Source organism: Oceanobacillus bengalensis, from assembly GCF_003628445.1.
GTDB classification, from domain to species: Bacteria; Bacillota; Bacilli; order Bacillales; family Amphibacillaceae; genus Oceanobacillus; species Oceanobacillus bengalensis.
Window position 1 is genome coordinate 278,540 of sequence record NZ_RBZO01000001.1, and the last position, 22,726, is coordinate 301,265.

The 22,726-nt window shown below is 35.3% G+C and carries 23 protein-coding genes and 1 other annotated feature; of the genes, 15 read left to right on the top strand and 8 right to left on the bottom strand.

The window, feature by feature from the left end:
- Positions 1-46 precede the first annotated feature (46 nt).
- Positions 47-1,411: a Na+/H+ antiporter NhaC gene (gene nhaC, locus D8M05_RS01325; protein WP_121127842.1), complete on the bottom strand. Its 1,365-nt coding sequence runs from the start codon at positions 1,409-1,411 to the stop codon at positions 47-49.
- Positions 1,412-1,452: 41 nt separating this feature from the next.
- Positions 1,453-1,634, bottom strand: a binding site (T-box leader).
- A gap of 144 nt (positions 1,635-1,778) precedes the next feature.
- On the opposite strand from nhaC, the gene D8M05_RS01330 reads away from it, so the two are divergent.
- Both D8M05_RS01330 and D8M05_RS01335 read left to right on the top strand, forming a co-directional pair.
- Complete coding sequence (locus D8M05_RS01330; RefSeq protein ID WP_245985112.1) at positions 1,779-2,519, top strand: AzlC family ABC transporter permease; 741 nt, start codon at positions 1,779-1,781, stop codon at positions 2,517-2,519.
- Positions 2,516-2,812, top strand: coding sequence for an AzlD domain-containing protein (locus D8M05_RS01335; RefSeq protein ID WP_121127844.1), 297 nt, complete (start codon positions 2,516-2,518; stop codon positions 2,810-2,812). Before D8M05_RS01330 ends, D8M05_RS01335 begins: the two co-directional genes overlap by 4 nt.
- 594 nt (positions 2,813-3,406) lie before the next feature.
- On the opposite strand, the gene D8M05_RS01340 is transcribed toward D8M05_RS01335, so the two are convergent.
- On the bottom strand, positions 3,407-4,276 hold the full coding sequence (locus tag D8M05_RS01340; protein WP_121127846.1) for a cation diffusion facilitator family transporter: 870 nt from the start codon (positions 4,274-4,276) through the stop codon (positions 3,407-3,409).
- 269 nt (positions 4,277-4,545) lie between these two features.
- Here D8M05_RS01340 and D8M05_RS01345 point away from each other — a divergent pair, with 269 nt between their 5' ends.
- Positions 4,546-4,779, top strand: a complete 234-nt coding sequence (locus D8M05_RS01345; RefSeq protein WP_121127848.1) for an IDEAL domain-containing protein — start codon at positions 4,546-4,548, stop codon at positions 4,777-4,779.
- A 119-nt stretch (positions 4,780-4,898) separates the two neighbouring features.
- Positions 4,899-6,371: a methyl-accepting chemotaxis protein gene (locus D8M05_RS01350; protein WP_121127850.1), complete on the top strand. Its 1,473-nt coding sequence runs from the start codon at positions 4,899-4,901 to the stop codon at positions 6,369-6,371.
- Positions 6,372-6,421: 50 nt separating this feature from the next.
- Here the strand turns inward: D8M05_RS01350 and D8M05_RS01355 are convergent, their stop codons facing one another.
- Positions 6,422-7,336, bottom strand: coding sequence for a zinc dependent phospholipase C family protein (locus D8M05_RS01355; protein ID WP_121127852.1), 915 nt, complete (start codon positions 7,334-7,336; stop codon positions 6,422-6,424).
- Positions 7,337-7,553: 217 nt separating this feature from the next.
- On the opposite strand from D8M05_RS01355, the gene fumC reads away from it, so the two are divergent.
- On the top strand, positions 7,554-8,939 hold the full coding sequence (gene fumC / locus D8M05_RS01360) for a class II fumarate hydratase (RefSeq protein WP_121127854.1): 1,386 nt from the start codon (positions 7,554-7,556) through the stop codon (positions 8,937-8,939).
- Between the two features lie 143 nt (positions 8,940-9,082).
- Positions 9,083-9,280, top strand: a complete 198-nt coding sequence (locus tag D8M05_RS01365) for an alpha/beta-type small acid-soluble spore protein (protein WP_121127856.1) — start codon at positions 9,083-9,085, stop codon at positions 9,278-9,280.
- Between the two features lie 159 nt (positions 9,281-9,439).
- Here D8M05_RS01365 and D8M05_RS01370 read toward each other — a convergent pair whose 3' ends face one another.
- A complete protein-coding gene (locus tag D8M05_RS01370; protein ID WP_121127858.1) occupies positions 9,440-10,537 on the bottom strand; it encodes an ABC transporter ATP-binding protein in 1,098 nt (365 codons plus the stop codon).
- Between the two features lie 88 nt (positions 10,538-10,625).
- Positions 10,626-11,513 (bottom strand): PucR family transcriptional regulator, encoded by an 888-nt coding sequence (locus D8M05_RS01375; protein ID WP_121127860.1) that lies wholly within the window; start codon positions 11,511-11,513, stop codon positions 10,626-10,628.
- Positions 11,514-11,674: 161 nt separating this feature from the next.
- On the opposite strand from D8M05_RS01375, the gene D8M05_RS01380 reads away from it, so the two are divergent.
- Positions 11,675-12,031, top strand: coding sequence for a YlbF/YmcA family competence regulator (locus tag D8M05_RS01380; RefSeq protein ID WP_121127862.1), 357 nt, complete (start codon positions 11,675-11,677; stop codon positions 12,029-12,031).
- Positions 12,032-12,071: 40 nt separating this feature from the next.
- On the opposite strand, the gene D8M05_RS01385 is transcribed toward D8M05_RS01380, so the two are convergent.
- Entirely contained in the window at positions 12,072-12,257 is a 186-nt protein-coding gene (locus D8M05_RS01385) for a YhzD family protein (protein ID WP_121127864.1), read from the bottom strand.
- A 168-nt stretch (positions 12,258-12,425) separates the two neighbouring features.
- On the opposite strand from D8M05_RS01385, the gene D8M05_RS01390 reads away from it, so the two are divergent.
- The 7 genes from D8M05_RS01390 (at position 12,426) to D8M05_RS01420 (ending at position 20,082) form a co-directional block, all read left to right on the top strand.
- Positions 12,426-12,635 (top strand): helix-turn-helix transcriptional regulator, encoded by a 210-nt coding sequence (locus tag D8M05_RS01390; RefSeq protein ID WP_121127866.1) that lies wholly within the window; start codon positions 12,426-12,428, stop codon positions 12,633-12,635.
- Positions 12,628-12,939, top strand: a complete 312-nt coding sequence (locus tag D8M05_RS01395) for a DUF2178 domain-containing protein (protein ID WP_183072670.1) — start codon at positions 12,628-12,630, stop codon at positions 12,937-12,939. The genes D8M05_RS01390 and D8M05_RS01395 overlap by 8 nt, the downstream gene beginning before the upstream one ends.
- Before the next feature lie 57 nt (positions 12,940-12,996).
- Complete coding sequence (locus D8M05_RS01400) at positions 12,997-13,896, top strand: ABC transporter ATP-binding protein (protein WP_121127870.1); 900 nt, start codon at positions 12,997-12,999, stop codon at positions 13,894-13,896.
- Positions 13,889-15,145, top strand: coding sequence for an ABC transporter permease (locus D8M05_RS01405; RefSeq protein WP_121127872.1), 1,257 nt, complete (start codon positions 13,889-13,891; stop codon positions 15,143-15,145). The genes D8M05_RS01400 and D8M05_RS01405 overlap by 8 nt, the downstream gene beginning before the upstream one ends.
- Before the next feature lie 139 nt (positions 15,146-15,284).
- Positions 15,285-16,511 (top strand): metallophosphoesterase family protein, encoded by a 1,227-nt coding sequence (locus tag D8M05_RS01410; protein ID WP_121127874.1) that lies wholly within the window; start codon positions 15,285-15,287, stop codon positions 16,509-16,511.
- 4 nt (positions 16,512-16,515) lie between these two features.
- A complete protein-coding gene (locus D8M05_RS01415; RefSeq protein WP_121127876.1) occupies positions 16,516-19,482 on the top strand; it encodes an ATP-binding protein in 2,967 nt (988 codons plus the stop codon).
- Positions 19,483-19,533: 51 nt separating this feature from the next.
- Positions 19,534-20,082 (top strand): GbsR/MarR family transcriptional regulator, encoded by a 549-nt coding sequence (locus tag D8M05_RS01420; protein WP_121127878.1) that lies wholly within the window; start codon positions 19,534-19,536, stop codon positions 20,080-20,082.
- 41 nt (positions 20,083-20,123) lie between these two features.
- Here the strand turns inward: D8M05_RS01420 and D8M05_RS01425 are convergent, their stop codons facing one another.
- Positions 20,124-21,353 (bottom strand): HD domain-containing protein, encoded by a 1,230-nt coding sequence (locus D8M05_RS01425; protein ID WP_121127880.1) that lies wholly within the window; start codon positions 21,351-21,353, stop codon positions 20,124-20,126.
- A gap of 168 nt (positions 21,354-21,521) precedes the next feature.
- Between D8M05_RS01425 and D8M05_RS01430 the strand changes: the two genes are divergently transcribed.
- Complete coding sequence (locus D8M05_RS01430; protein ID WP_121128024.1) at positions 21,522-21,716, top strand: sporulation YhaL family protein; 195 nt, start codon at positions 21,522-21,524, stop codon at positions 21,714-21,716.
- 99 nt (positions 21,717-21,815) lie between these two features.
- Here the strand turns inward: D8M05_RS01430 and D8M05_RS01435 are convergent, their stop codons facing one another.
- On the bottom strand, positions 21,816-22,688 hold the full coding sequence (locus D8M05_RS01435; protein ID WP_121127882.1) for a peptidylprolyl isomerase: 873 nt from the start codon (positions 22,686-22,688) through the stop codon (positions 21,816-21,818).
- Positions 22,689-22,726 lie beyond the last annotated feature (38 nt).

Below are 22,726 nucleotides of genomic sequence, written 5' to 3' on the forward strand. Positions count from 1 at the left end.
AATAACCAATAAAGAGGCAGTTCCATTAATAAGGAACTGCCTCTTATCATTTTCCATAAGACCTACCGCCAAATACAATCGTAATCACGGGACTTAACAAACAAAAGAAAGCGAATGGTAAATAGTCAATTACAGCAACACCAAGCACATTCGCAATAAATACACCACAAACACTCCAGGGAACGAGAGGATTAACAACTGTTCCAGCATCCTCCAAGGTTCTTGCTAGTGCCTTCTTTGGTAATCCTGCGCGTTCATAAACGCCTTTAAACGTTTCTCCAGTTAAAAGAATCGATAAATATTGTTCTCCAATAAATACATTAATTCCGATTGCGGTTGCAGCAGTTGATACAATGGTCTTTCGAATGGTTCTGATACGCTTTTGGAATGCGGTTAGTATGCTAGGAATAATCCCTGTAACAAATAGCAATCCACCAAAACTCAATGCCAAGATAACGAGAGAAATGGTAAATAACATGCTATTTATACCACCTTTTGATAATAAGTCGTTAACAGGCTCAAAATCCGAAGTGCCTACATAGCCATTAAACCAAATGTGCCAAATAGAAGACCAATCAAAGTGATTGCTAAACCAAGCAATAAGTGTTGCAAGAAGACCACTAATCGTTAAAGCAACAAATGCAGGAACACGTAAGAGCGTACATGCTACAAGCGCAATTAGAGGAATCCAGGATGTCCAATGGACTAAATTAGCAGATTCAATTGCTGCTTGATAATTGGTGACTTCCTCGGACGAAGTTGTTTGCTCAGGCGATAAAATAATAAACATGATAAATGAAAGAATAAAAGCTGGTATTGTCGTTAGGCTTATGTGTTTAATATGATCAAATAAATCAACCCCAACTGTTGTGGATGCAAGATTGGTTGTATCTGATAACGGAGACATTTTATCTCCAAAAAAGGCACCTGAAACAATGGCACCTGCCGTAATTGCAAGTGAAATATCCATTGCACTTGCCATCCCAATAAACGCTACCCCAATTGTAGCAGTTGTCGTTAATGAACTACCAAGTGAAACACCGATAATCGCTGTTACAGCAAATACAATACCAAAGAAGCCTGTACCACCAATAAAAGAAAATCCTGTGCTTATTAATGCGGGAATTGTCCCACTAATCATCCAGCTACTAATTAATATCCCAATTAGAAAGAATAGGAAGATGGCTCCCATGCCTGACTTTGCTCCGGCAATCATTGCTTCTTCCAATTCTTTGAAAGCTATCTTGTTTAAGAAACCGTATATTGTGAGAAGAAATATTCCTAGTAAGATAGGAATATGGGGGACGGTTTCTAATCCAATAATAAAATAGCTTAATAAGCCAATGACTGAGATAAAGACAATAATTGATTCTCGTAATGATGGTTGGTGTTTCGCTTGAATGAAGAACACTCGTAAAACCTCCTTAAAAAAGTAAAAAAGCCTTATCCCTATATAGGGACGAAGGCTTTCTCCGCGGTACCACCCTGATTGGTGAAAAGAATATTTCACCCACTTATCTGAAAATCCATTATTCTATTAATGTGTAATTCAATTACCTCTCCGCCAAGATTCTCACCAACCATCTTGTCTCTGCTTACTGCTTAAGAAATAATCTACTTGTCATTAAATGGATCATATTAAATTCTAGGATAGTATTGAATATACAATTATTTCACTTTTTTTGTCAAATTACATAAATAGCTTTTAAAATTTAATAATATTCGTTATAATAAGTTAATTATGCGCGAGGTAATAAGTGGATACAAGGAGTCAGTATATGGGGACGAAAGAATTAATGCAAACACAACCAAATAAATCGGAATCTGTGAAGATGTTTCAGAAGGGGCTTGCGGTTGGCTTTCCAATAATGCTCGGATATTTGCCCATTGCATTAACCTATGGTGTATTAGCAAAGCAAGCCGGAATGTCTTTGACGGAATTAACTTTAATGAGCGCGATGGTCTTTGCTGGTGCTAGTCAATTTATGGGGGCGAATATGATTGCGGTTGGATCTGGAGCGGTAGAAATAATCATTGCAACCTTTGTCCTTAATTTTCGTCATTTTGTCATGAGTTTATCATTTATGAATCAATTAAGAGGCGTTGCTTTAAAATGGAAAATACCTTTAACACTTGGTTTAACGGATGAGACGTTTGCAGTTTCTGCATTGAACCCTGATGAAGCTAAAAAGGAAAAAGGTGCTTATTTTTATGCAGCAATCATCATCGTTGCATACTTGTCATGGGTTTTAGGGTCATTGCTTGGTGGTATTTTAGGTGATATAATTCCGCAAAAGTTAAGTCAAAGCATGGGAATTGCTTTGTATGCAATGTTTATTGGATTATTGGTACCATCTGTAAAGAAGGAATTAAAAGTTGGACTTATAGCCATTGTCGCCATGCTGCTTAATGCGTCATGTGTTCAATTAGGAATGAGTACTGGTTGGGCGATTGTTGTAGGGACGGTTGTTGGTGGAATGAGTGGGATTTATTTATTAAAGGAGGAAAAAGAAGAATGACTATATTACTCATTATTGTTGGAATGTGCCTTGTTACAATGATTCCAAGACTTATTCCAGCATTTGTAATGGAGAAACTTCAATTTCGTCCTTGGGTAAATAGGTGGTTAAGTGCCATTCCATATGCAGCTTTAGGTGCTTTAATATTTCCTGGAATTATGACTGTTGTACCCGAACAACCAATCATTGGCGTTATTGGTGGAGTTGTTGCAATACTTTTAGCCACTTTTGGACTGAATGTTGTATTGGTAGTGATAGGAGCAATTATAACGGTTTTCTTATTGACGATGTAAAAGCGGCTGGGACAAAAGTGTTTTTATTAAAAGTCTGAAATGTTGCTTCAAAATTTCTCATTACAATTTAAATTACTTCTGATTTTGTATAGACTTCGAACTAACTTAATTTAGATTATCTTAAATCGGAGTAAATCTCACCGTCCGGGATCGCTCCGGGCGGATGCTTTCCGCGGGCACGGCCTCAGCCTCCTCAGAAGCACAGAACGCTTCTTCCGGGGTCTTCGGACACGTGCTATTCCCGCAGGAGTCACCGCCCTACACTCACCCAGACTAGTGAAGTAGTACGATGCTTTTTGACTTTCCGTATCGAAGGAGATAATGGTTAGTAACTTAAACTCAGTGGAGGAAAGACACGAAGACTCCTACGGGAGGATAGGCCTAGGTGAGACTGCGTAGTGCGTTAGCACGGAGGAGGCTCACCAGCCGCCCGTGGAAAGCGAAGTGTCTTTCCGGAACGGTGTATTCAAGACTATTCTGAATTAAAGAGATCAACACTTTATATCAACTATGAATTAAGGTTCGGTTATAGCCAGAAGTTAATATTCTAAGCTTCTTATCCTATGATCTTTCTATGTCCCAGCCTCATAGGAATTACTTATAATATGGTTCAATGTGAATATGTACATGATTGATTTTATGCTTTTCTTCCAGGTAATGTTCAATTTTTTCTGTAATACGGTGACTTTGCTCCACATTTAACTTTGGATCTACTAAGATAGTTACTTCTAATAATGCTTGATTTCCATGAACACGACCCTTTACATCAATGACTTCTTTTACCTCATTAACCTTTTCGATACTAGACCTTATTGTTTTTATTTTATCTTCATCAAAACCATCTGTAAGCGTGTGTGTTGCATCTTTAAATATATCCCAAGCAGTTTTAACAATAATTAAACCTACAATTAGTCCTGCTAAAGGATCAAACCAAAATAAGCCAAATTGTGTTCCTATGATGCCAATAAATGCACCAATACTAACCAATGCATCTGAACGATTATCTTGTGCAGCTGCATAAAGTGCACCACTTTCAATTTTTTTAGCTAGATTAAGGTTATATCGATAAACAAACAACATGATAATTGCTGAACTAAGAGCTGTCCATGCCGTAAGTAGGTCTGGTTGCGAAGCATGTCCTGCGACTAGTTTTTGAAATGTATCAATAATTACTTGTATACCAACAAACATCATAATAAATGCAGCAAATAATGATGCAATCGTTTCTGCTCGATAATGACCATAGTGATGATCTTTATCTGGTGGCTTTCTTGAAATCTTAAGTCCGACTAGCACGGCTATAGATGCTACAACATCTGTCGTATTATTTAACCCGTCAGCCCGTAGTGCATCTGAATTCCCAACATGGGCAACGATGAGTTTTACAAAGGACAAGACGATATAAGCAATAATACTTATCCATGCCCCTTTTTCACCTTTTTTCAAGTTATCCGAATGATTCATGTGTTTTCCTCCGATAATTTTCTTTCCTGTAACAACGAGTTCCTATTTTGATACATGCATTATAGTCTACCAAAATAGAATGCATTGGGTCTAGAGAAAAAAGAAAGGATTAGGTTATATCTATTGACTAACCTTAAGTATGTTTAGTATGGGAAAAATAGTAACTTACATACATCTTTCATTATCAAGTTTTTCATACACTAATTTTTTTGTTGCAATTTTTCTAAAAATTTAGGATAATAGTAAAAAGAGTCAAGGGGGAGCATTTTATGAAAAAAGAAAAAATGATCTATCTATTTTATCGTTATGATGGAAATACCCTTTACGCTAAAAAAGAAATACCTTATGAATTTAGGCTTTCTGCACAGCTGATTCTTGATGAATTATGTTTTGATTGGAATAAGAAGCAACTAGAAAATAAAATTAATGAGACACTTATAACTGGTGATAAAGACGAATTTATGCGCTTATGTGAAGAATATAGGCATTTTCTTTGGGAATAAATTTGGTACTTAAATAAAGTTAACCTTACCTAATTAGGGTAAGGTTTCTTACGTTGGAGTGAAGAGAAAGCCTTTTCAGGTGGTATCATTTAATTAGTAATGAATGAAGGGGAAGAAGCATGAGCAAAAATGGAGATATATTAATTAGACAAAATAGAATCATACTTTTTATATTATTATTTTCTGTGCTATTAGGAGTAGGGGCAGAACTAATGGTAGGTGCACCAATAGAAAATATTTTAGCAATAAGTATTGGGGGCACATTTACACTACTATTAGTTGCCGCTCTTTACAAGAAAAATATCCTTACACAAATTATTCCTTATATAGCTATTGTTGCAGTAGCTTGCGTAGCTTTATTAATTATGCTTAGCTCCGATTATGTGACAAATATGTTATTTATCTTTTACCTGTTAGCTGTGGCTGCAATTTCACTTTCTATTAAAGTACTAGCTACTGGTGCGGTGTTAGGTTTAGTTTTGCTCGCTTTTTTTGTTATGGAAAAAGGTGAAACACTCGGGTTTGATACAAGGGCAACTGCTATTACAATTGTTTTTTACGTTCTTGTATTTATTGTTTTAGTAATACAGGTTAGGATTTCAAGGAAGCTAATTATGGATGTGGAAGAAGCATTAGTAAGAACAGAAGCATATGCAAAGAAGCAAAAACATCTAGCTAATGTGGTACAAGCAGGAGCAAAAGAGGTACATACACAGATGGATCTTATTGAACAAGATAGTCAGTTAAACCGAGAGTCGACCAAAGAAATGCGCGGAGCTTTTATGGAACTTAATAGGGCAAGTAGGTCACAAGCAGAATCTGCGGCTAATATTTCTTATTCCACAAGCCAAGCGAATCAATTAGTTGAAAATATGTTGACTTCCTTTAAAGAAAGTACAGAAAATGGGGAAGAGTTGAAGATACTTTCGTTTAAAGGACAGCAATCAATTATTGAATTAACAATCATATTAGATGGCTTTCAGGATTCCTTTAACCTTTTAATAAAAAACATGGATAAGCTTGTACATATTATCAGGGAAAATAATAATTTCACAGCGAAAATACAGGACATCTCTGCTCAAACGAATTTGTTAGCATTAAACGCTAGCATTGAGGCTGCACGAGCTGGCGATGCTGGGAAGGGTTTTGCGGTGGTTGCAGAAGAGGTCCGTAAATTAGCAGAACAGTCTCAAGCATTTGCAAAGCAAATAGGAGAAAATTTATCATCTATCGAAAAGAATACGACTGAGACACAGCAAGAAATCTATAATAATAAATCCCAACTCCTTAGCAGCTCGAATCGTGCAATGACTGCCAAAGCAAATTTCGAAACAATTACGAATAAGCTCATTGCCTTTATAAGGGATATTGATTTTCTAAAGAGTCAGGCGATGGAAATACAGCTATCGACCTTAACCATTGATGAATCTGTAGAAGTATTAGCATCCGTCTTAGAGAAAACAACCGCAACAATTGAAGAGTTAGAATTATCGGTTGATGAACAAGTAAGTAGAATGGCAAATTTAACAGATGCGATCGAAGTAACGAATGAGGCAGCAGCAACATTAGAGTCAGTGAATGGAGCCGTATAGGATTTAGGAAGGTCACTTAGTTGAGAAATGCCGATGTAGGCATCTCTCAACTACACAATCGGGTTACTGTATTTATTCTCTAAGTTGAGCTGTAATGCTGTACCAGTGTCATAAGAGTAGTCCCCAATTAAATGTTTTACTTTGTGAATAGATGCGTCAGAAGGTTTTTCCCAGTACTTTTTTATTTCTTTTAATACCTCAATTGCTTCCAATTGCGCCAGTTCATATAAATCAATAAAACTCTTTACCGATGCCTCTTTTGTTGCAGCGTGATACCATGTCGCATGACTTACATTCAAATAGTCAATTTGATTTGTGATTGGCTGATGAGAATAGGAAGAAATGAATGATTTAAATAAGGTATTCTTCCAACCGTATGGATCAAATAAAATTCTTAAAGCAAGTAACATATCTTTATAGGCTTTATTTATATAACTTGGTGAATCTTGTTTTATATCTGGATAATGCTCATTTATCCTATTATATAAAAGTGCCGTGATGTCCTTATCTAAGGAATGTCCAACATCAATTTCTTTGTACACCTGTGTTTTCCATGTGTTTACATGGTGAAATCGTTTCATCATAATGGTATCGATAGTAATTTCAAGCTTTTGATGTTTACTTTCTTCATAACCAGCATGATAATGGATATATGGATGTGTATTTTTATCAAGAATATAGTGAGTCACAAAACCAGTCACATACGCTTTCATGCGCTCATTTTGGTCTTTTACAGAATTAACTAAGTCCACTAGGAAATTTCCGCAATTTCTCGTATGTAGTGCATTACCGATTTTGTGTATAGGTTCTTCTTTAATCCAAGGCCAAAAATTATAGTAGAAAAACGGATCAGGACCTTGAGCTCCTAGCTTTAGATACGCTTCGTTTTTAGCTGATAAAAGCGTTTGATTGACGGTATCCACAACTTCTTCACAAAAAAGAATATGTGTCCAAATGTTTGGCAAAGCAGTATCCCCCTTTTGATATAAGATCCCATAACTATTATATAGTAAAAAAATATTGGAACAATGTGTTTTTATAGTAACATTTTGTGTCTATTTTATAATTGCAGCACTCTTTTAAAATTATATTATTCGAATGCAATTCTATATTCTATTATTTAAAAAATTTGTTACAATAGAGAGGAATGAAACATTTTTGATACATAGGGAGGAAGCATAGATGGAATATCGTGTGGAGAGAGATACAATCGGGGAAATTAACGTTCCTGCAGATAAATTCTGGGGTGCACAAACACAAAGAAGTAAAGAAAACTTTCCAATTGGAAATGAAAAAATGCCGAAAGAAGTAATAAAAGCGTTTGCAATACTGAAGAAGAGTGCAGCAAAAGCTAATAGTGATTTAGGTCTTATGGATCGAGAAAAAGCAGAAGCAATTGGCTATGCTGCTGATCAGATTATAGAAGGAAATATTAATGAACATTTTCCACTTGTTGTATGGCAAACAGGTAGTGGTACGCAATCAAATATGAATGTTAATGAAGTGATTGCTTATGTTGGTAACAGGTGGCTAGAGGAAAAAGGTAGTGAATTAAGACTTCATCCAAATGATGATGTAAATAAATCACAAAGCTCTAATGATACGTACCCAACTGCCATGCATGTTGCATTTGTGTTAAAGCTTGAAGATAACGTTCTTCCAGCGATTAAGATTTTAAAAGATACGTTTAAAGGAAAAATGGATGCATTCTCAGATATCGTTAAGATTGGACGTACACACTTACAGGATGCAACGCCACTAACATTGGGTCAAGAAATTAGTGGATGGCATCGCATGTTAGAAAAATCTGAAATGATGGTTACTGAAAGTGCAAAACATCTAAAAGAGTTAGCAATTGGTGGTACCGCGGTTGGAACAGGCTTAAATGCCCATCCAGAATTCTCAGATCGTGTATGTTCTGCAATTAGTGAATTTACGGGTAAAGAATTTATTTCAGCGCCAAATAAATTCCATGCACTAACAAGTCATGATGAGTCAGTGTATGCGCATGGTGCATTAAAAGGATTAGCTGCAGACATGATGAAAATCGCTAATGATGTTCGTTGGTTAGCAAGTGGACCTCGTTGTGGAATTGGCGAAATTACAATACCAGCAAACGAGCCAGGTAGTTCCATTATGCCTGGTAAAGTAAATCCAACACAAAGTGAAGCAGTTACAATGGTTGCAGCACAGGTAATGGGGAATGATGCAACAATTGGTTTTGCAGCCAGCCAAGGTAATTTCGAATTAAACGTATTTAAGCCGGTAATTGCATATAACTTCTTACAATCATGTGAGTTGCTAGCTGATAGTATTATTTCCTTTGATGAACGTTGTGCTGTTGGAATTGAACCAAATCATGAACAAATTGAGAAAAACTTAAATGATTCATTGATGCTTGTTACTGCATTAAATCCTCATATTGGATATGAAAATGCAGCTAAAATTGCCAAGAAAGCATTTGCAGATAATTCAACCTTGAAAGAAACTGCTGTTGCGTTAGGATTATTAACAGAAGAAGAATTCGATACGTATGTTAAACCAGAAGAAATGACTTATCCAAAATAAATTGTATTAAAAAAAGCTCGTTACAGCCTATTGTAGCGGGCTTTCTTTATGAGCTGGAAGCATAACTACATTTTACCAGTCAATTTAAGTTATAAGATTACGCTATCTACAGACAATAGTATTACACAAGGAGGTGATATAACATGGCAAACAACAATTCAAACCAATTAGTCGTACCTGGTGTACAACAAGCTCTTGACCAAATGAAATATGAAATCGCTTCTGAATTTGGTGTTAACTTAGGCGGTGAAACAACTTCTCGTGCTAACGGTTCTGTTGGTGGAGAAATCACTAAACGTCTAGTTCAAACTGCTCAACAACAATTAAACGGTGGTCAATAAAACTAAATAATATATGGCTAGAGGAAAGTCTGCAAAGACTTTCCTCTTTTATGTGGGAATTTGTTTTCGTAATCAGGCGTTCGTCCTCGTAACCAGGTGCTTACAACCTATCTATAAAATAAAAAAGGTGAGGATATCAATATCCTCACCTTCCTAACATTATTTAATACGATTTTCAGTTTCTTTATCGAAGAAATGTGTTTTGTTCATATCGAAAGCTAATTCGATTGTTTCTCCACCATTAATGTCTGAACGGGAATCTACACGAGCAACAAAATCTTGATTGTTAATCGTAGAATATAATATGGATTCTGCACCCATTAGTTCAGCTACATCGATAGTTGCTTTAATTTTCGTATTTGGAGATGCATCTAAGAATGCTTGCTCATCATGGATATCTTCTGGACGTACACCTAGGATTATTTCTTTACCAACATAACCAAGATCACGTAATGATTTCATTTTCCCTTCAGGTACTGCTATTTTTTTGTCATCCATTACAAAGTAACCATCAGACAATTTTCCATTTAAGAAGTTCATAGACGGAGAACCAATGAATCCGCCGACAAATACATTATCTGGTTTATCATATACTTCTTTTGGTGCACCGACTTGTTGAATTAAGCCATCTTTCATAACCACAAGGCGTGTTGCCATCGTCATTGCTTCTGTTTGGTCATGGGTTACATAGATTGTAGTTGTTTGTAAACGTTTATGAAGCTTTTGAATTTCTGCACGCATTTGAACACGTAATTTAGCATCAAGGTTGGATAAAGGCTCATCCATTAAGAATACTTTTGCGTCACGAACAATGGCACGTCCTAAAGCAACACGTTGACGTTGACCACCTGATAGTGCCTTTGGTTTTCTATCTAAATATGCTTCTAATCCTAAGATTTTAGCAGCATTTTGTACGCGTTTATCGATTTCTTCTTTCTTGAATTTACGTAATTTAAGACCAAATGCCATGTTATCGTATACACTCATATGTGGATATAGCGCGTAGTTTTGGAAAACCATTGCAATATCACGGTCTTTTGGTGCTACATCGTTCATTTTCTTCTCGTCTATATAAAATTCACCACCAGAAATTTCTTCTAATCCGGCAATCATTCGTAATGTAGTTGATTTCCCACAACCTGATGGACCAACGAAAACAATAAATTCTTTATCTTTAATGTGTAAGTTGAAATCATTTACGGCAATAACATTTTTATCATATTTCTTTTGTATATTTTGTAATTTTAATTCAGCCATTTCTATTCCCTCCATTATTGTAAGCGGTTAATTCCATTATAGGGAAAGTCTTCGTGTTAAGTAATGGGAATGATGCACAAAGATTGGATTAGCTTTTGTGCATCATTGACAAGATGACCAAATATACAGCTACTGCTTCATTAAATCGCCTTACATCGATCCCCGTTTTTTCAATGAATTTATCTAATCGATATTGTAAGCTATTTCGATGTAAATGTAGTTTCTTAGCTGCTTCAGAGACGTTCAGATTACTACTAATAAATACTTTAATAGAATGTAGTAGCTCTTCATCATCAATTAATTCTTTTAAGACAATTGTTTTGATTTCATTCATAAAATGCTTATCCGCCTGTTCTATAAAGTGAAAACTAATTGCGTCAATATATGTAACAACCGATTGATCAGAATATGAAAAAGCAATACCTACATTTTTTAAGAACGTATCATACTTATACTTTAGTTTATCGAAAGTATCAATGTATGGGCCTACATAAAACCTAATATTTGTATATAAATCACTCATTAAAATATCAATAATTTGTTCATAGGAGATAGCTTCTTCTGAAAAAGTTGATTGCTCTTCAATGATGACTCCTGCTTTTTCGCTTTCCCATAAAATTGGAACAGGATGTGAAAATAGATTATAGATGGCTTCTCTAAATTGTAACGGATCAATTTGATTTTTCGATATCGTAAAATAAACGAAACGAAAAGGAGTTTCTAGTTCTTGAAAATCATTACTTAAAATCCGGGATTTCCATCGTTGCTCTTGTTCTGTTGGTCTAGGAATGTTTATGTTGTACGTTGATAAAAATGTAGATAGGATGTCGATATCTTTCTTCGTTAATTCCTTCTTATCGATACCGATAATTTGATTGTCATCTGTAATAAACCATTCATGATTCTTAGGGACAACTTCACGGCTTTCTTGAAGGATGTACAAGCTGCTGAAGATTTTTGCGAGTTGTTTTATCATGCGTAAACTCCTTTTTCTGATTAATCAACTACTGTATATTATAACAATAATGATGAAACCACAATCGATCCTTTCATGCATTTCCTATGTTCGTATAACTATACAATAAAGAAGACGTTTGTTATAGTTAACAAAGATTAAAACTTGGAGGAGGAAATATTTTGCCTAATATGTATGATAGTGCCTATGAATTAGAAAAGGCAATTCGTGAAAGTGAAGAATTTACAAATTTAAAAACTGCCTATGAAACGGTAATGAATAATCCTGAGGCAAAGGTATTGTTTGACAGTTTCCGTGATACACAAATGCAGCTTCAGGAAAAACAAATGCAAGGTATGGAAATTACAGAAGAAGAAGTAACACAAGCCCGTGGGGTTGTTGAACAGGTTCAGCAACATGCGGAAATTTCTAAGCTTATGGAAGAAGAGCAACGTTTAAATATGGTAATTAATGAGATTAGCCAAATTATCACAAAACCACTTGAAGAATTATACGGTGACCCTACACAGTCAAACTAATACGTTAAGATGACTCCACTAATCATAGTGGAGTCATTTTTTATCTATGAAATAGTACTAATTTCGCTTCTGGAGAAACACATCGGTGTGTGTGTTCACTATAGCCTTTTTCTTCTAATAACTTTTCTCCAAGTTTTTTTGCATCATCATTATTTTCTGCAGGAAAGGTTTCATCAAGTAATTTTTCTCCAGACTTTTCAAAAACAGTTAGATGGTAATTTCGCATACATTTTCCTCCTCATTGTAAAAAGCCGTGCTTATTCAAATTATAAATTAATAAATAAGAAAAGTGAAATAATAAAATTGTAAAGTCTGCTTGACAAGTGAATAAATGTAAAGTAGACTGTACGTAAAGTTAACTTTACTTCATTTTACTAAGTTGGTGAGACCAATTATGAAAACATTCATTAAGGAAAAAAGAACAGCACTTAATATTACGCAAGAGGAATTATCGAAATCATTAAGTGTATCAAGACAAACGATCATTTCTCTAGAAAAGGGAAAATATAAACCTTCATTAGTATTAGCTCATAAGCTAGCCCAAACCTTTGGATGTACAATTGAAGAATTATTTATTTTTGAGGGGGATGAGAATATTGAGTGATTTAACAAATATTTTAGTCGGTTTGTCAGGACTTTTTGGTGGTGCTGCAGTTGCGTTCCTTGCATACTATATTCAGGCACGAATAGGAAAAAAGAAGCATTTATTTGATGAAAGATATAAGAGTATAAATAATAAAGCAAAAGCAATGTCTTGGAATGCAACTTTAGTTATATTAATTCTTGCTTGGGCTATTATCATCATTTTTGAAGGACCATCTTTAAGCTTCTTTGTCATTATGGCTGTTTATGTTCTTCATTGTGTCATTTATGGTATCATGTCTGCTATTTATTCAAATCAAGAGTAAAAACTTGAAACAAAAAGATGGGTACATTCGTATCACTATAAGAGGGGGAGAGATATTTTGACATTAAGATTAGATAACGTAACCAAAAGATATGGAACACAACTAGCTGTGGACCATTTATCACTAGAAATACCGGAACAAGAGATGTTTGGTTTTCTAGGGGGAAATGGAGCTGGTAAGACTACGACTTTTCGAATGATTCTAGGATTATTGGATATTACAGAGGGTGACATCACCTGGGATGGGCAGAAGATTAATTACGATAAAAGCCACTTAATAGGTTATTTACCTGAGGAAAGAGGTCTTTATCCAAAATTAACCGTCAAGGATCAAATCGTTTATTTAAGCAAACTACGTGGGATGAATAAACAAGATGCATTAAAAGAACTTGAGGATTGGCTTGAGCAATTAAAGGTCCCTGAATACATGAACAAAAAAGTAGAAGAATTATCAAAAGGAAACCAGCAGAAGATACAATTCATATCTGCAGTAATTCATAAGCCAAAATTATTGATTTTAGATGAACCATTTTCAGGGCTTGATCCAGTAAATGTTGAATTACTAAAGAAAGCAGTAGTTAATTTAAAAAGACAAGGCACATCTATCGTTTTTTCTTCTCATCGGATGGAGCATGTGGAAGAACTATGTGAACATTTATGCATATTACATAAGGGGAGTCCTGTAGTGAAAGGGTCCTTGCGTGATATCAAACGTTCATTTGGTAAGAAGAATCTAATCGTTCATGGAGATATGGAGCTTGGTTTTCTAGAGAGCTATCCTGGTGTTGTTAAGTATAAACGGGTTGCAGCGGGTTGTGAACTTCAAATCGAAAACGAAGATGTTTCACAAAAGATATTTTCTGAATTACATGGAAAAGGATTCGTTCGTAAATTTGAATTAGAGGAACCCTCATTAAATGATATCTTTATTGAGAAAGTAGGTGCTTCCTATGAATAAATTTTGGATTATCATGTCACATACTTATATGACAAAATTAAAAGCAAAATCATTTATAATTAGTACAGCTATCGCTTTTTTATTTATTATCGGGCTTGTGAATTTCCAGTCGATTATTGATATATTTTCAAGTGATACTACAGAAAAGATTGCAGTCATTGATGAATCAGACGCATTAACTGAAACATTGAGCATGAGCGTCGAAGCTACAAATGAAGATATGGAAATTGTTCCATTCGATGGAACAGAAGAGGATGGTAAACAGGCTGTACAGGATGAGGAATTTGAAGCACTTATTGTATTATCTTTAAATGAAAATCAATTACCTGAAGCAACATATTACGCAAATAATATATCAGACACGAGTAATCAAATGTTCTTTGAACAACAACTTCAACAAATAAAAGTAGCCATTGCGACACAGCAATCAGGTATAGATGCTCAAGCCTTTGCAGAAATTAATGAGCCAATTGCATTTGATTCTGTTGCGCTGGATGAGACTGCTAAGACATCAGAAGAGTTAAATCAGGCTAGAGGTATTGTGTACATTATGTTATTTGTTTTGTATATGGCTGTCTTATCCTATGGTCAAATGATTATGACAGATGTTGCGAATGAAAAGTCTTCACGAGTTATGGAAATCTTAGTCTCAAGTGCACCAGCCATCACTCATATGTTCGCGAAGATTGTTGGTATTGCATTAGTAGGATTAACACAAATTGTCTCACTGATTTTAGTAGCATATTTTCTCATTCAATCAAAACAGGATGAATTTATAGGTGGAATGTTTGAGTATCTCGGTTTCGGAGATATATCACCTTCGATCTACATTTATGCGATTGTATTCTTCTTATTAGGGTATTTGTTGTATGCAACACTTGCTGCAATGTTGGGCTCACTCGTTAGTAGGGTAGAAGATGCAGGGCAAATGATGATGCCGATGATTTTTCTAGTCATGATTGCATTTTTTATCGCTATATTTGGTCTAAACGCACCAACAGCATCCTTTGTTACGGTAACTTCATTCATTCCGTTTTTTGCACCAATGATTATGTTCATGCGTATTGGAATGTTAGACGTACCTCTATGGGAAGTAGGATTATCGTTAGGTTTATTAGTTGGAACAATCATTCTATTAGCAGTTATTGGTGCACGCGTATACAAAGGTGGCGTGCTAATGTATGGTCGCTCTAGTTCGTTAAAAGATATTAAAAAAGCTCTTGCCTTATCTAAAAGAGAAAAATCATAAAGATGGAAGCACTGCTTGGTTGCAGTGCTTTTTATGTGGAAAGGTAAAACATTCAAAACTATACCATAGTAGAACGTGCATTCTGTATAAGGTTTTGCTAAAATGAGAATAATAGTTCTATAGATTGTAGGTGAGTATTATGGCAAAACAAGTTTCCTTTATACATGCAGCAGATTTGCATTTAGATAGTCCGTTTAGAGGGTTAGCGAATATGCCAGAAGAACTCTTTCAAAAGGTAAGGGAGAGTACTTTTGATGCGTTGCGGCGCTTGGTTCAAATAGCGATTGATAAAAAGGTAGATTTCATTCTAATTGTAGGAGATTTATTTGACAATGAAAGACAAAGCTTAAAAGCACAAATTTATTTAAGAAGAGCTTTTGAAGAGTTGAACCGTCATCATATCGATGTGTATCTTTCCTATGGTAATCACGACTTTATTCAAGGAAATCCTCATCCCGTGACATATTCAGATAATGTACATGTTTTTCCTGATGAAAAGGTGAGGACATTCACCTTTGAAAAAGATGGACAAGATTTAGCAAATATATATGGTTTTAGTTATGAAAAACGAGCCGTGATAGAAAAAAAGGCAACAGAATTTAATATTGTTAACCCAGAGGTACCCTTTCATATCGCAACGCTTCACGGTAGTATCGGAAGCAATACGGAACATGATGTGTATGCACCTTTTCAAATAACTGATTTAGTAGAAAAAGATTTCGATTATTGGGCGCTCGGACATATACATAAACGTGAAATTCTTAAGAAAAATCCCCCAGTTGTATATCCAGGTAATACACAGGGAAGAAATCGTAAAGAAACCGATGAAAAAGGTTGTTACCATGTCATCCTTTCTGAAACAGCTACAGAATTAAATTTTATTTCCTTGCAATCGATTATGTATAGTCGTTTGCATGTAGATGTCTCGAAATGTGAAGAAATTCATCAAGTAGAATTAGCTATTCTAGCGGACATTGAAAAGATGAATACACCTACCAACCTGCTTATTGATCTAACGTTGGAAGGGGATTTCTCAAACTTAAAGAAATGGGAAAGTGATAAGTTACTAGATGATTTAATAGAACTAGTCAATGAGACATTAGCGACACGGCAAACATGGCTATACATTTTCCGTGTTGCTATTGAAGGAAGTGACGAGACAATAGAACCTGAATTGTATAATGGGGAGCATTTCATAGGAGAACTTGTACGAAATATAGATGATACTGCTGTGCAGCCGTATTTACAGGATTTATACCAGCATCGAAGTGCCAGAAAATATTTGCAGTCAATATCAGAGGATGAGGAGCAAATGATAAAAAAAGAAGCAAAAATCTTGCTACTCCGAGAATTACTAAAGGGGTGACCAAATGAGACTAATTAATGCTACGATTTTCGGTTTCGGTAAATGGGTCGATTATACGATCGATTTCAAGCAGCATTCAAGCCTATGTATTTATGGAGAAAATGAATCTGGGAAATCCACCATTCAGAACTTTATTTTGTTTATGCTCTTTGGATTGCCACCGAAACAACGATCTTTTTATCGTCCGAAAACAAGTGGTCGAATGGGTGGAAGGTTAACGCTAAACGATATAGATCATGGAGAATTTACGATTGAGCGATTTGATGAAGTTAGGAATGGCGCTGCGGTATGTTATACAGTAACCGGTGAAGAATTCGACGAGGAATGGTTAAAAGAGCGGTTAAAAGGAATGACATTACAAACGTATCAATCAATTTTTTCGTTTTCTCAGGCAGACTTGAACGGAATAAAGAAAATGACAGAAGAAGAACTTGGTGAGGTACTATTAGGAATCAGTCTGTCAGGATCAACGAAAATCTATAGCCTTGAGAAGCAGCTTGATCTGGGTTTGGGTGAATTATTTAAACCATATGGTAAGAAACCATCAATTAATCAGCAAATAGAAAATATGGATGCATTGTACACATCACTTCGGCAGTATAAAGCGAATGAAGCAACTTACAGTGAAAAGAGAAATAAAAAAGAAAATATAATCGCTAAAATCAAACAATTGAAGGTAGAACTTGAGGAAGAAAAAAGAAAGCAAAAAGAATTAGAAAAGCTTCTACAGGCACTACCAGTCATCAATGATTATCACTATTATTCCTCTCGCATTGGAACATACAAGGAAGATATGGACTTTCCAGAAAGTGGAATAAGCAGACTGGAAAATATTAATCAGACATTATTGCCGTTACAAAGTGAATTAACTGTTTTAAAAGATAATGAACAAAAGCTGGAAAATAAACTTGTCACGATACAAGAGGAAATCATTCCTTCAAACATACAAGAGGAGGCGCAAATCCTTTATAAATTAAAGGAGAAGTATCAGGAGGATAACAAAGAATGGCAAAAAGTTAAAAACACTATCAGCAAGCTAACGACGCAAATAGAAACAGAATTAAACAGGTTAAATATTGGGATTAATCATGATGCATTAGATACGATGCAATTTCCCTTCCATATCGAAAAAACGTGGAATGAACTAAAAAATAATAATGAAAATATTAAAGCTGAAGTAGGAAAATGGCTTCAAGAAGAAAGGCAATTAAAACAAGAAAGAAATTATTTATTGAATCAAATCGAGGAATTAGAAGACGATGTTTTATCCGAAGAGCAATTAAAGGCATTAAATAGTAAAATAGCTGAGCATAACGGATCTTCTCTCTTGGAAAAACTGAAAATAGCATCCAACAAAAAAGTAAGTGATTGGAAATTGGATAAAAAAAAGAAGGAAAAACATATAAAGAATTTCTTTTTCTTAAGTATTGTTCTTTCCATCTTAGCTGGAGTAGGTATGCTGCTTACAAATCAGACATGGCTTATTCAAGTAAGTATTGCTTTCCTTATTATCGGGATTGGCCGGTGGTTCCTTGGAATGCGTGCCATCAATGATATGGAGAAATTGATCAGTAATGAAAAAACGCCCATTCAGACAACGCAAATAACAGATGATGAAAGAGCAGAAGCTGAAAGGCTTATTTCGCTTCATAATAAAAAATGGAGTGAAATAGAACATGTTACAGAACAGTTAAAAACGAATGAAATAATACGATTTAATCTGCTAGAAAAGAAGAAAACGCATGTTGAAAAAGACCAGCAATTAAAGGAGCAAATAAGGGTACAACATGAACAATATCCGTTCTTAAAACAAGTTGGAATTAGTTATTGGCCTGAACTTTTCCATGCGATGAAGCAAGTATTACGTCTAGTTAATGAAAAGAGACAAGCTATAAACGAATTAGAGCAATTACAAATTCGTATCAATGAATATCAATTTAAAATTAGCTCATTTTTCAAGGAGAACAAATGGGATGTAGCATTTTCTTTTGAACAGCAATTTAATAAGTTAGAGGGATTTTTGGCTCATGCAGACAAAACGCAAAGACAGGTGGAACATTTCAAAGGATTAGTTAAGGAAAATATGATTGAACAGGATGAATTGGCTCAAAAAATCTGTGTGGTTGAGAATGAGAAAAAAGAATTATTTAAAATGGCGCATGTTGATACAGAAGAAGGATACTACCAGAAGGCAAAATTACATAAAGAAAAACTAGAAATGGTGCATGCACGAGAGAAAACGATTGCCAGGTTAGAAAAGGTATATCCACAGGGTTCGTGGATGAAATACATGAACAATCAAATCGACGAACAAACAATAGCAATAGATTTGGAGAAAGAACAAGAAAGGATTGAGACGCTGGAGGGAAAACTTTCATCTTCCAGGGAGGAGCTAGCAATGACTTCTGCTAGCCTTTCAACAATGGAATCATCTGATGACTACTCAAAGACGATGCATCAATTTGAAATGAAAACGGAGCAAATAAATAAACAAGCGAAAGAATGGGCAATATTAAAAACAGCAAAGGATATTCTAGCTGAAACGAAGCGGAGTTATAGGGAAAGACATCTATCAAATGTAATGGAGAAAACATCCTCTTATTTCACACAATTAACAGGTGGAAAATATATCCGTATTTTTGCCCCCAACGAGAAAAATTCATTTCAAGTTGAGGGGATTAATGGAATAAGATATGCAGTAAGTGAGTTGTCACAAGGAACAGTTGAACAATTATATATATCATTAAGATTGGCAATAAGTGAAACAGTGAGTGAAAAGCATCGGGTTCCATTTATCATTGATGATGCATTTGTAAACTTTGATTCTGTACGGACGAAACGCATCATGAAAATGATGAATGAAATAGCGAAAAAGCAACAAGTGATTATTTTTACTTGTAAAAAGGAAATGTTAGATAATTCGGAAGCTATCGAAATTCTTATGCTAGAGAATCCGATTCGCATAAATTGATAATTAATGATAAACTATTCTCAGATTATATGTAGGTGGAGGGGTCTTCCAATGCCTGAAGATGAAAAAGATACAGCAAATTGGGAAAAGCATGAAGAAGCAATTGAGAAATTTATACAAGTTATCGCAAAAAATATGAACTTATATGGTATTACACCATCGATTGGTCGATTATATGGTGTGTTATATTTTGCGGAAAATCCGATGACTTTAGATGATATGCGTGAAGCATTATCAATGAGCAAGACGAGTATGTCAACAGGAGTAAGGTCATTATCAGATATGAAGATGGTTGAATCAACCTTTAGAAAAGGTGTACGAAAAGATCTGTATCAGTCTGAAGAAGATTGGTATAAGTCGTTTACGTCTTTATTCGGTATCAAATGGCGCCAACAAACGGAAACCAATATTGAAGAAACGCAAGAAACCATTGAGAAGTTAGAAAAAATGTACAATGATACAATGGATGAGTCTTTAAAAGAAAAAATCAAGAATGATATTGAAAAACTAGAGTACGCTAAGAATTATTATGAATGGTTGATGAGTTTTATACGGGTGGTTGAATCTGGAGAAATCTTTAAATACATTCCAAAAAAATAGAGTGGAAGCACTAAGGATGACTCCTAGTGTTTCCACTCTATTTACTTCACCGTTTCCGTATTTTCGTACCTACTATCTAGGTAATCAACGATATGGATAAGATACCCTTCAATCGACCCAGGGGACTTAACAGCTGAGCCCCACTCAGGTAGACCATGGTGACATAGAATACAATGTGACATGTGGTGAATTGCATCTACAGAGATCTGTATCTCTTCTTTTTCTATTATTTTCGATAAAATAAGAACACCATAAGGAATATGTCCAATCATTACCCCAAGTTCATCCATTGTAATTCCTGCCTGCTTACGGTTACCATAGCCATCGATCGTAGCCGTAGGATATAAAAATTTCAACGTGTCATCGGTTTTTCCAGCATGATCATATTCTAATAATTTCCCAATATCATGGAACAAGATACTAGTCATTAATAAATCGTAATTAGGTGTGCTATCTTTATACTGCATCATCCCGTGTAACATATTGTATAGATGGTCAATTGTATTCTTCCATACAAGCTGCTGTACATCATCAGGTGCTTGGATTTTGGCCCATAGTTCATTTTTGTGAGCTTTTTCAACAACTTGAATGAGTTTCATTGTAGCTTTGTAATGATTTTCCTCAAATCGTAGAATATATCTAGCAAAACGCATGAGACCCACGGTATGTTTTAATAATCCACCTAAGTAGTTATGATGATACCCCTTTGCAGCTGGGCGAATAGAAAATTGTTCCCAAAAGTGTTGCATAGCGGATAAGGCAATTTCCTGATAAGGGGTCCCTAGTTCATGCAAATAGGAAAAAAGTTCAACAGTTAGATCTTCTATATTTTGTTCGGTGTACGGTAACAATGCAAAAGGATTGACTTCTCCTTCAACAGGGGTGAGTGAATCGATTGTCAAAGATTTGTAGCCATTAAATTCTTCTACTTTCCCTTCAATATCAAACACGGCATGCTGTTCAAGAAGTGGAATCGAGCGTTCCACAGCACCTTGATTGTCCCACATCTTTGCATTAATATTTCCTGCATTATTACTAAATCTCATTTTTAGAAATTCCTTGTTTGTTTTCGTTCGTTGGACAGTGAAATCATTTAATAGTAAACGGGTACGGACGCGGTTTCCATGTGTTTCTTGATCAATCAGGAAACGACTTTCACCTGAAGGTAATTCAGGGGCGGGAAACTGAAGGAGAATCTGCTCCCTCTGATATTCAGAGATATTTATATGAACTGGGATAATATTATAAAAATAGGATTGCGTATTTGTCATTTTATCACTCCAAAATTGAATGTGAATTACCTTTTATCTTTAAGTTTAACTGAAAACTAGATTAATAGAAAGTGCAAAAAGAGGGATAGCTCTCGCACCTAGGTTATATTTCTTTTCTTTGTATCATATATTGTGTTAGATACAAGTGGACAAGGAGGTAGGGAGATGATTTTAGGTGTTCCATGGTGGGTTTTTATTGTTATAGCAATGATATTTTTCAGTGGGTACATGGCATTTCGCACAATGGCAGCTGAACGAAAGCTAGAGCAAACATTTATTGAAAGAGAAGGTAAGATTTATCTTGAACGGATGGAAAAGGAGAGAGAAGAGAGGGAAAAAAGAAAAGAACAGGTATCCAGCTAGCGGCAATCCAAGGTTTAGATATTGGAAAAAGGCTGCCCTGATGTTAGGACAGCCTTCTTGTGATAAGATTACAATCTTTAAATTTTGCGCTTTTCTAGTTTAACCTTCTGCTGCTTCGGTTTCAAACATGTTTTCAAATTCTTCTATTTTTATGTCTACTTCTGCTTCTTCAATCAGGCCATTAACTTTTTCTTGTAATTTAGCTGTATCTACTTGTGAAGCAACAAGTTCTCGGCGAAGGTCCTCTTTCACATCTTCAAATTCACCAATTTCCTGTTCCGTATCACGAATGTCATTTACTTTAATAATGTGAAATCCAAAGTCTGATTGAACTGGGTCACTAACGTCTCCTGCTTCCATGCTATATGCAGCATCTTCAAATTCTGGAACCATATCACCAGCAGTAAAGTAACCTAAGTTACCACCATCTTGTGCTGAACCATCTGTTGAATATTCGGCAGCTAACTCAGCAAAATCGCCACCATCATCAAGTTTTTGTTTTACTTCATTTGCTGTTTCTTCATCAGCAACTAGAATATGTTGCGCATCAATTTCTTTCAAGCTACGATCGTATCTTTCTTGTAATTGTTCATCTGTGATTTCGATATCTTCAGCTGCTGCTTTTTCTTGTAGCAGTGAGATATAAAGGATTTGGCGGAATGCGTCCTCACTACCAAATTGTTGTTGAATTAGCATATCGTAAGAATCACCATACTGATCCTTCATCGCCTCGATTTCATTATCAACATCTTCATCAGATACTTCGTAGTTGTCCTCTAATACCTTAACAGTGACTAATTCTTGTAGCACTGCTCCGCCACTGCGAGATTTTAGTTCTTCATAAAATTCTTCTTTTGTAATATCGCCAGCAGCAGTCTCTACAACTACCTCTGATTCATCTGCCTCCGAATTACATGCAGATAACGTAATGACACTAGCTGATAATGCTAGAGCTATGGCTAGTTTCTTCATTTTAACACTCCTTATATGTATCTTATTCCTATTTTGTA

Excerpts from the sequence above, each read along its gene's own strand:
- fumC (WP_121127854.1), top strand. The coding sequence starts at position 7,554 with ATGGAATATCGTGTGGAGAGAGATACAATCGGGGAAATTAACGTTCCT.
- D8M05_RS01390 (WP_121127866.1), top strand. The coding sequence starts at position 12,426 with ATGAAAACATTCATTAAGGAAAAAAGAACAGCACTTAATATTACGCAA.
- D8M05_RS01425 (WP_121127880.1), bottom strand. The coding sequence starts at position 21,353 with ATGACAAATACGCAATCCTATTTTTATAATATTATCCCAGTTCATATA.
- D8M05_RS01410 (WP_121127874.1), top strand. The coding sequence starts at position 15,285 with ATGGCAAAACAAGTTTCCTTTATACATGCAGCAGATTTGCATTTAGAT.
- D8M05_RS01420 (WP_121127878.1), top strand. The coding sequence starts at position 19,534 with ATGCCTGAAGATGAAAAAGATACAGCAAATTGGGAAAAGCATGAAGAA.
- D8M05_RS01375 (WP_121127860.1), bottom strand. The coding sequence starts at position 11,513 with ATGATAAAACAACTCGCAAAAATCTTCAGCAGCTTGTACATCCTTCAA.
- D8M05_RS01435 (WP_121127882.1), bottom strand. The coding sequence starts at position 22,688 with ATGAAGAAACTAGCCATAGCTCTAGCATTATCAGCTAGTGTCATTACG.
- D8M05_RS01385 (WP_121127864.1), bottom strand. The coding sequence starts at position 12,257 with ATGCGAAATTACCATCTAACTGTTTTTGAAAAGTCTGGAGAAAAATTA.
- D8M05_RS01365 (WP_121127856.1), top strand. The coding sequence starts at position 9,083 with ATGGCAAACAACAATTCAAACCAATTAGTCGTACCTGGTGTACAACAA.
- D8M05_RS01415 (WP_121127876.1), top strand. The coding sequence starts at position 16,516 with ATGAGACTAATTAATGCTACGATTTTCGGTTTCGGTAAATGGGTCGAT.
- D8M05_RS01370 (WP_121127858.1), bottom strand. The coding sequence starts at position 10,537 with ATGGCTGAATTAAAATTACAAAATATACAAAAGAAATATGATAAAAAT.
- D8M05_RS01345 (WP_121127848.1), top strand. The coding sequence starts at position 4,546 with ATGAAAAAAGAAAAAATGATCTATCTATTTTATCGTTATGATGGAAAT.
- D8M05_RS01335 (WP_121127844.1), top strand. The coding sequence starts at position 2,516 with ATGACTATATTACTCATTATTGTTGGAATGTGCCTTGTTACAATGATT.
- D8M05_RS01405 (WP_121127872.1), top strand. The coding sequence starts at position 13,889 with ATGAATAAATTTTGGATTATCATGTCACATACTTATATGACAAAATTA.
- D8M05_RS01330 (WP_245985112.1), top strand. The coding sequence starts at position 1,779 with ATGGGGACGAAAGAATTAATGCAAACACAACCAAATAAATCGGAATCT.
- D8M05_RS01340 (WP_121127846.1), bottom strand. The coding sequence starts at position 4,276 with ATGAATCATTCGGATAACTTGAAAAAAGGTGAAAAAGGGGCATGGATA.
- D8M05_RS01350 (WP_121127850.1), top strand. The coding sequence starts at position 4,899 with ATGAGCAAAAATGGAGATATATTAATTAGACAAAATAGAATCATACTT.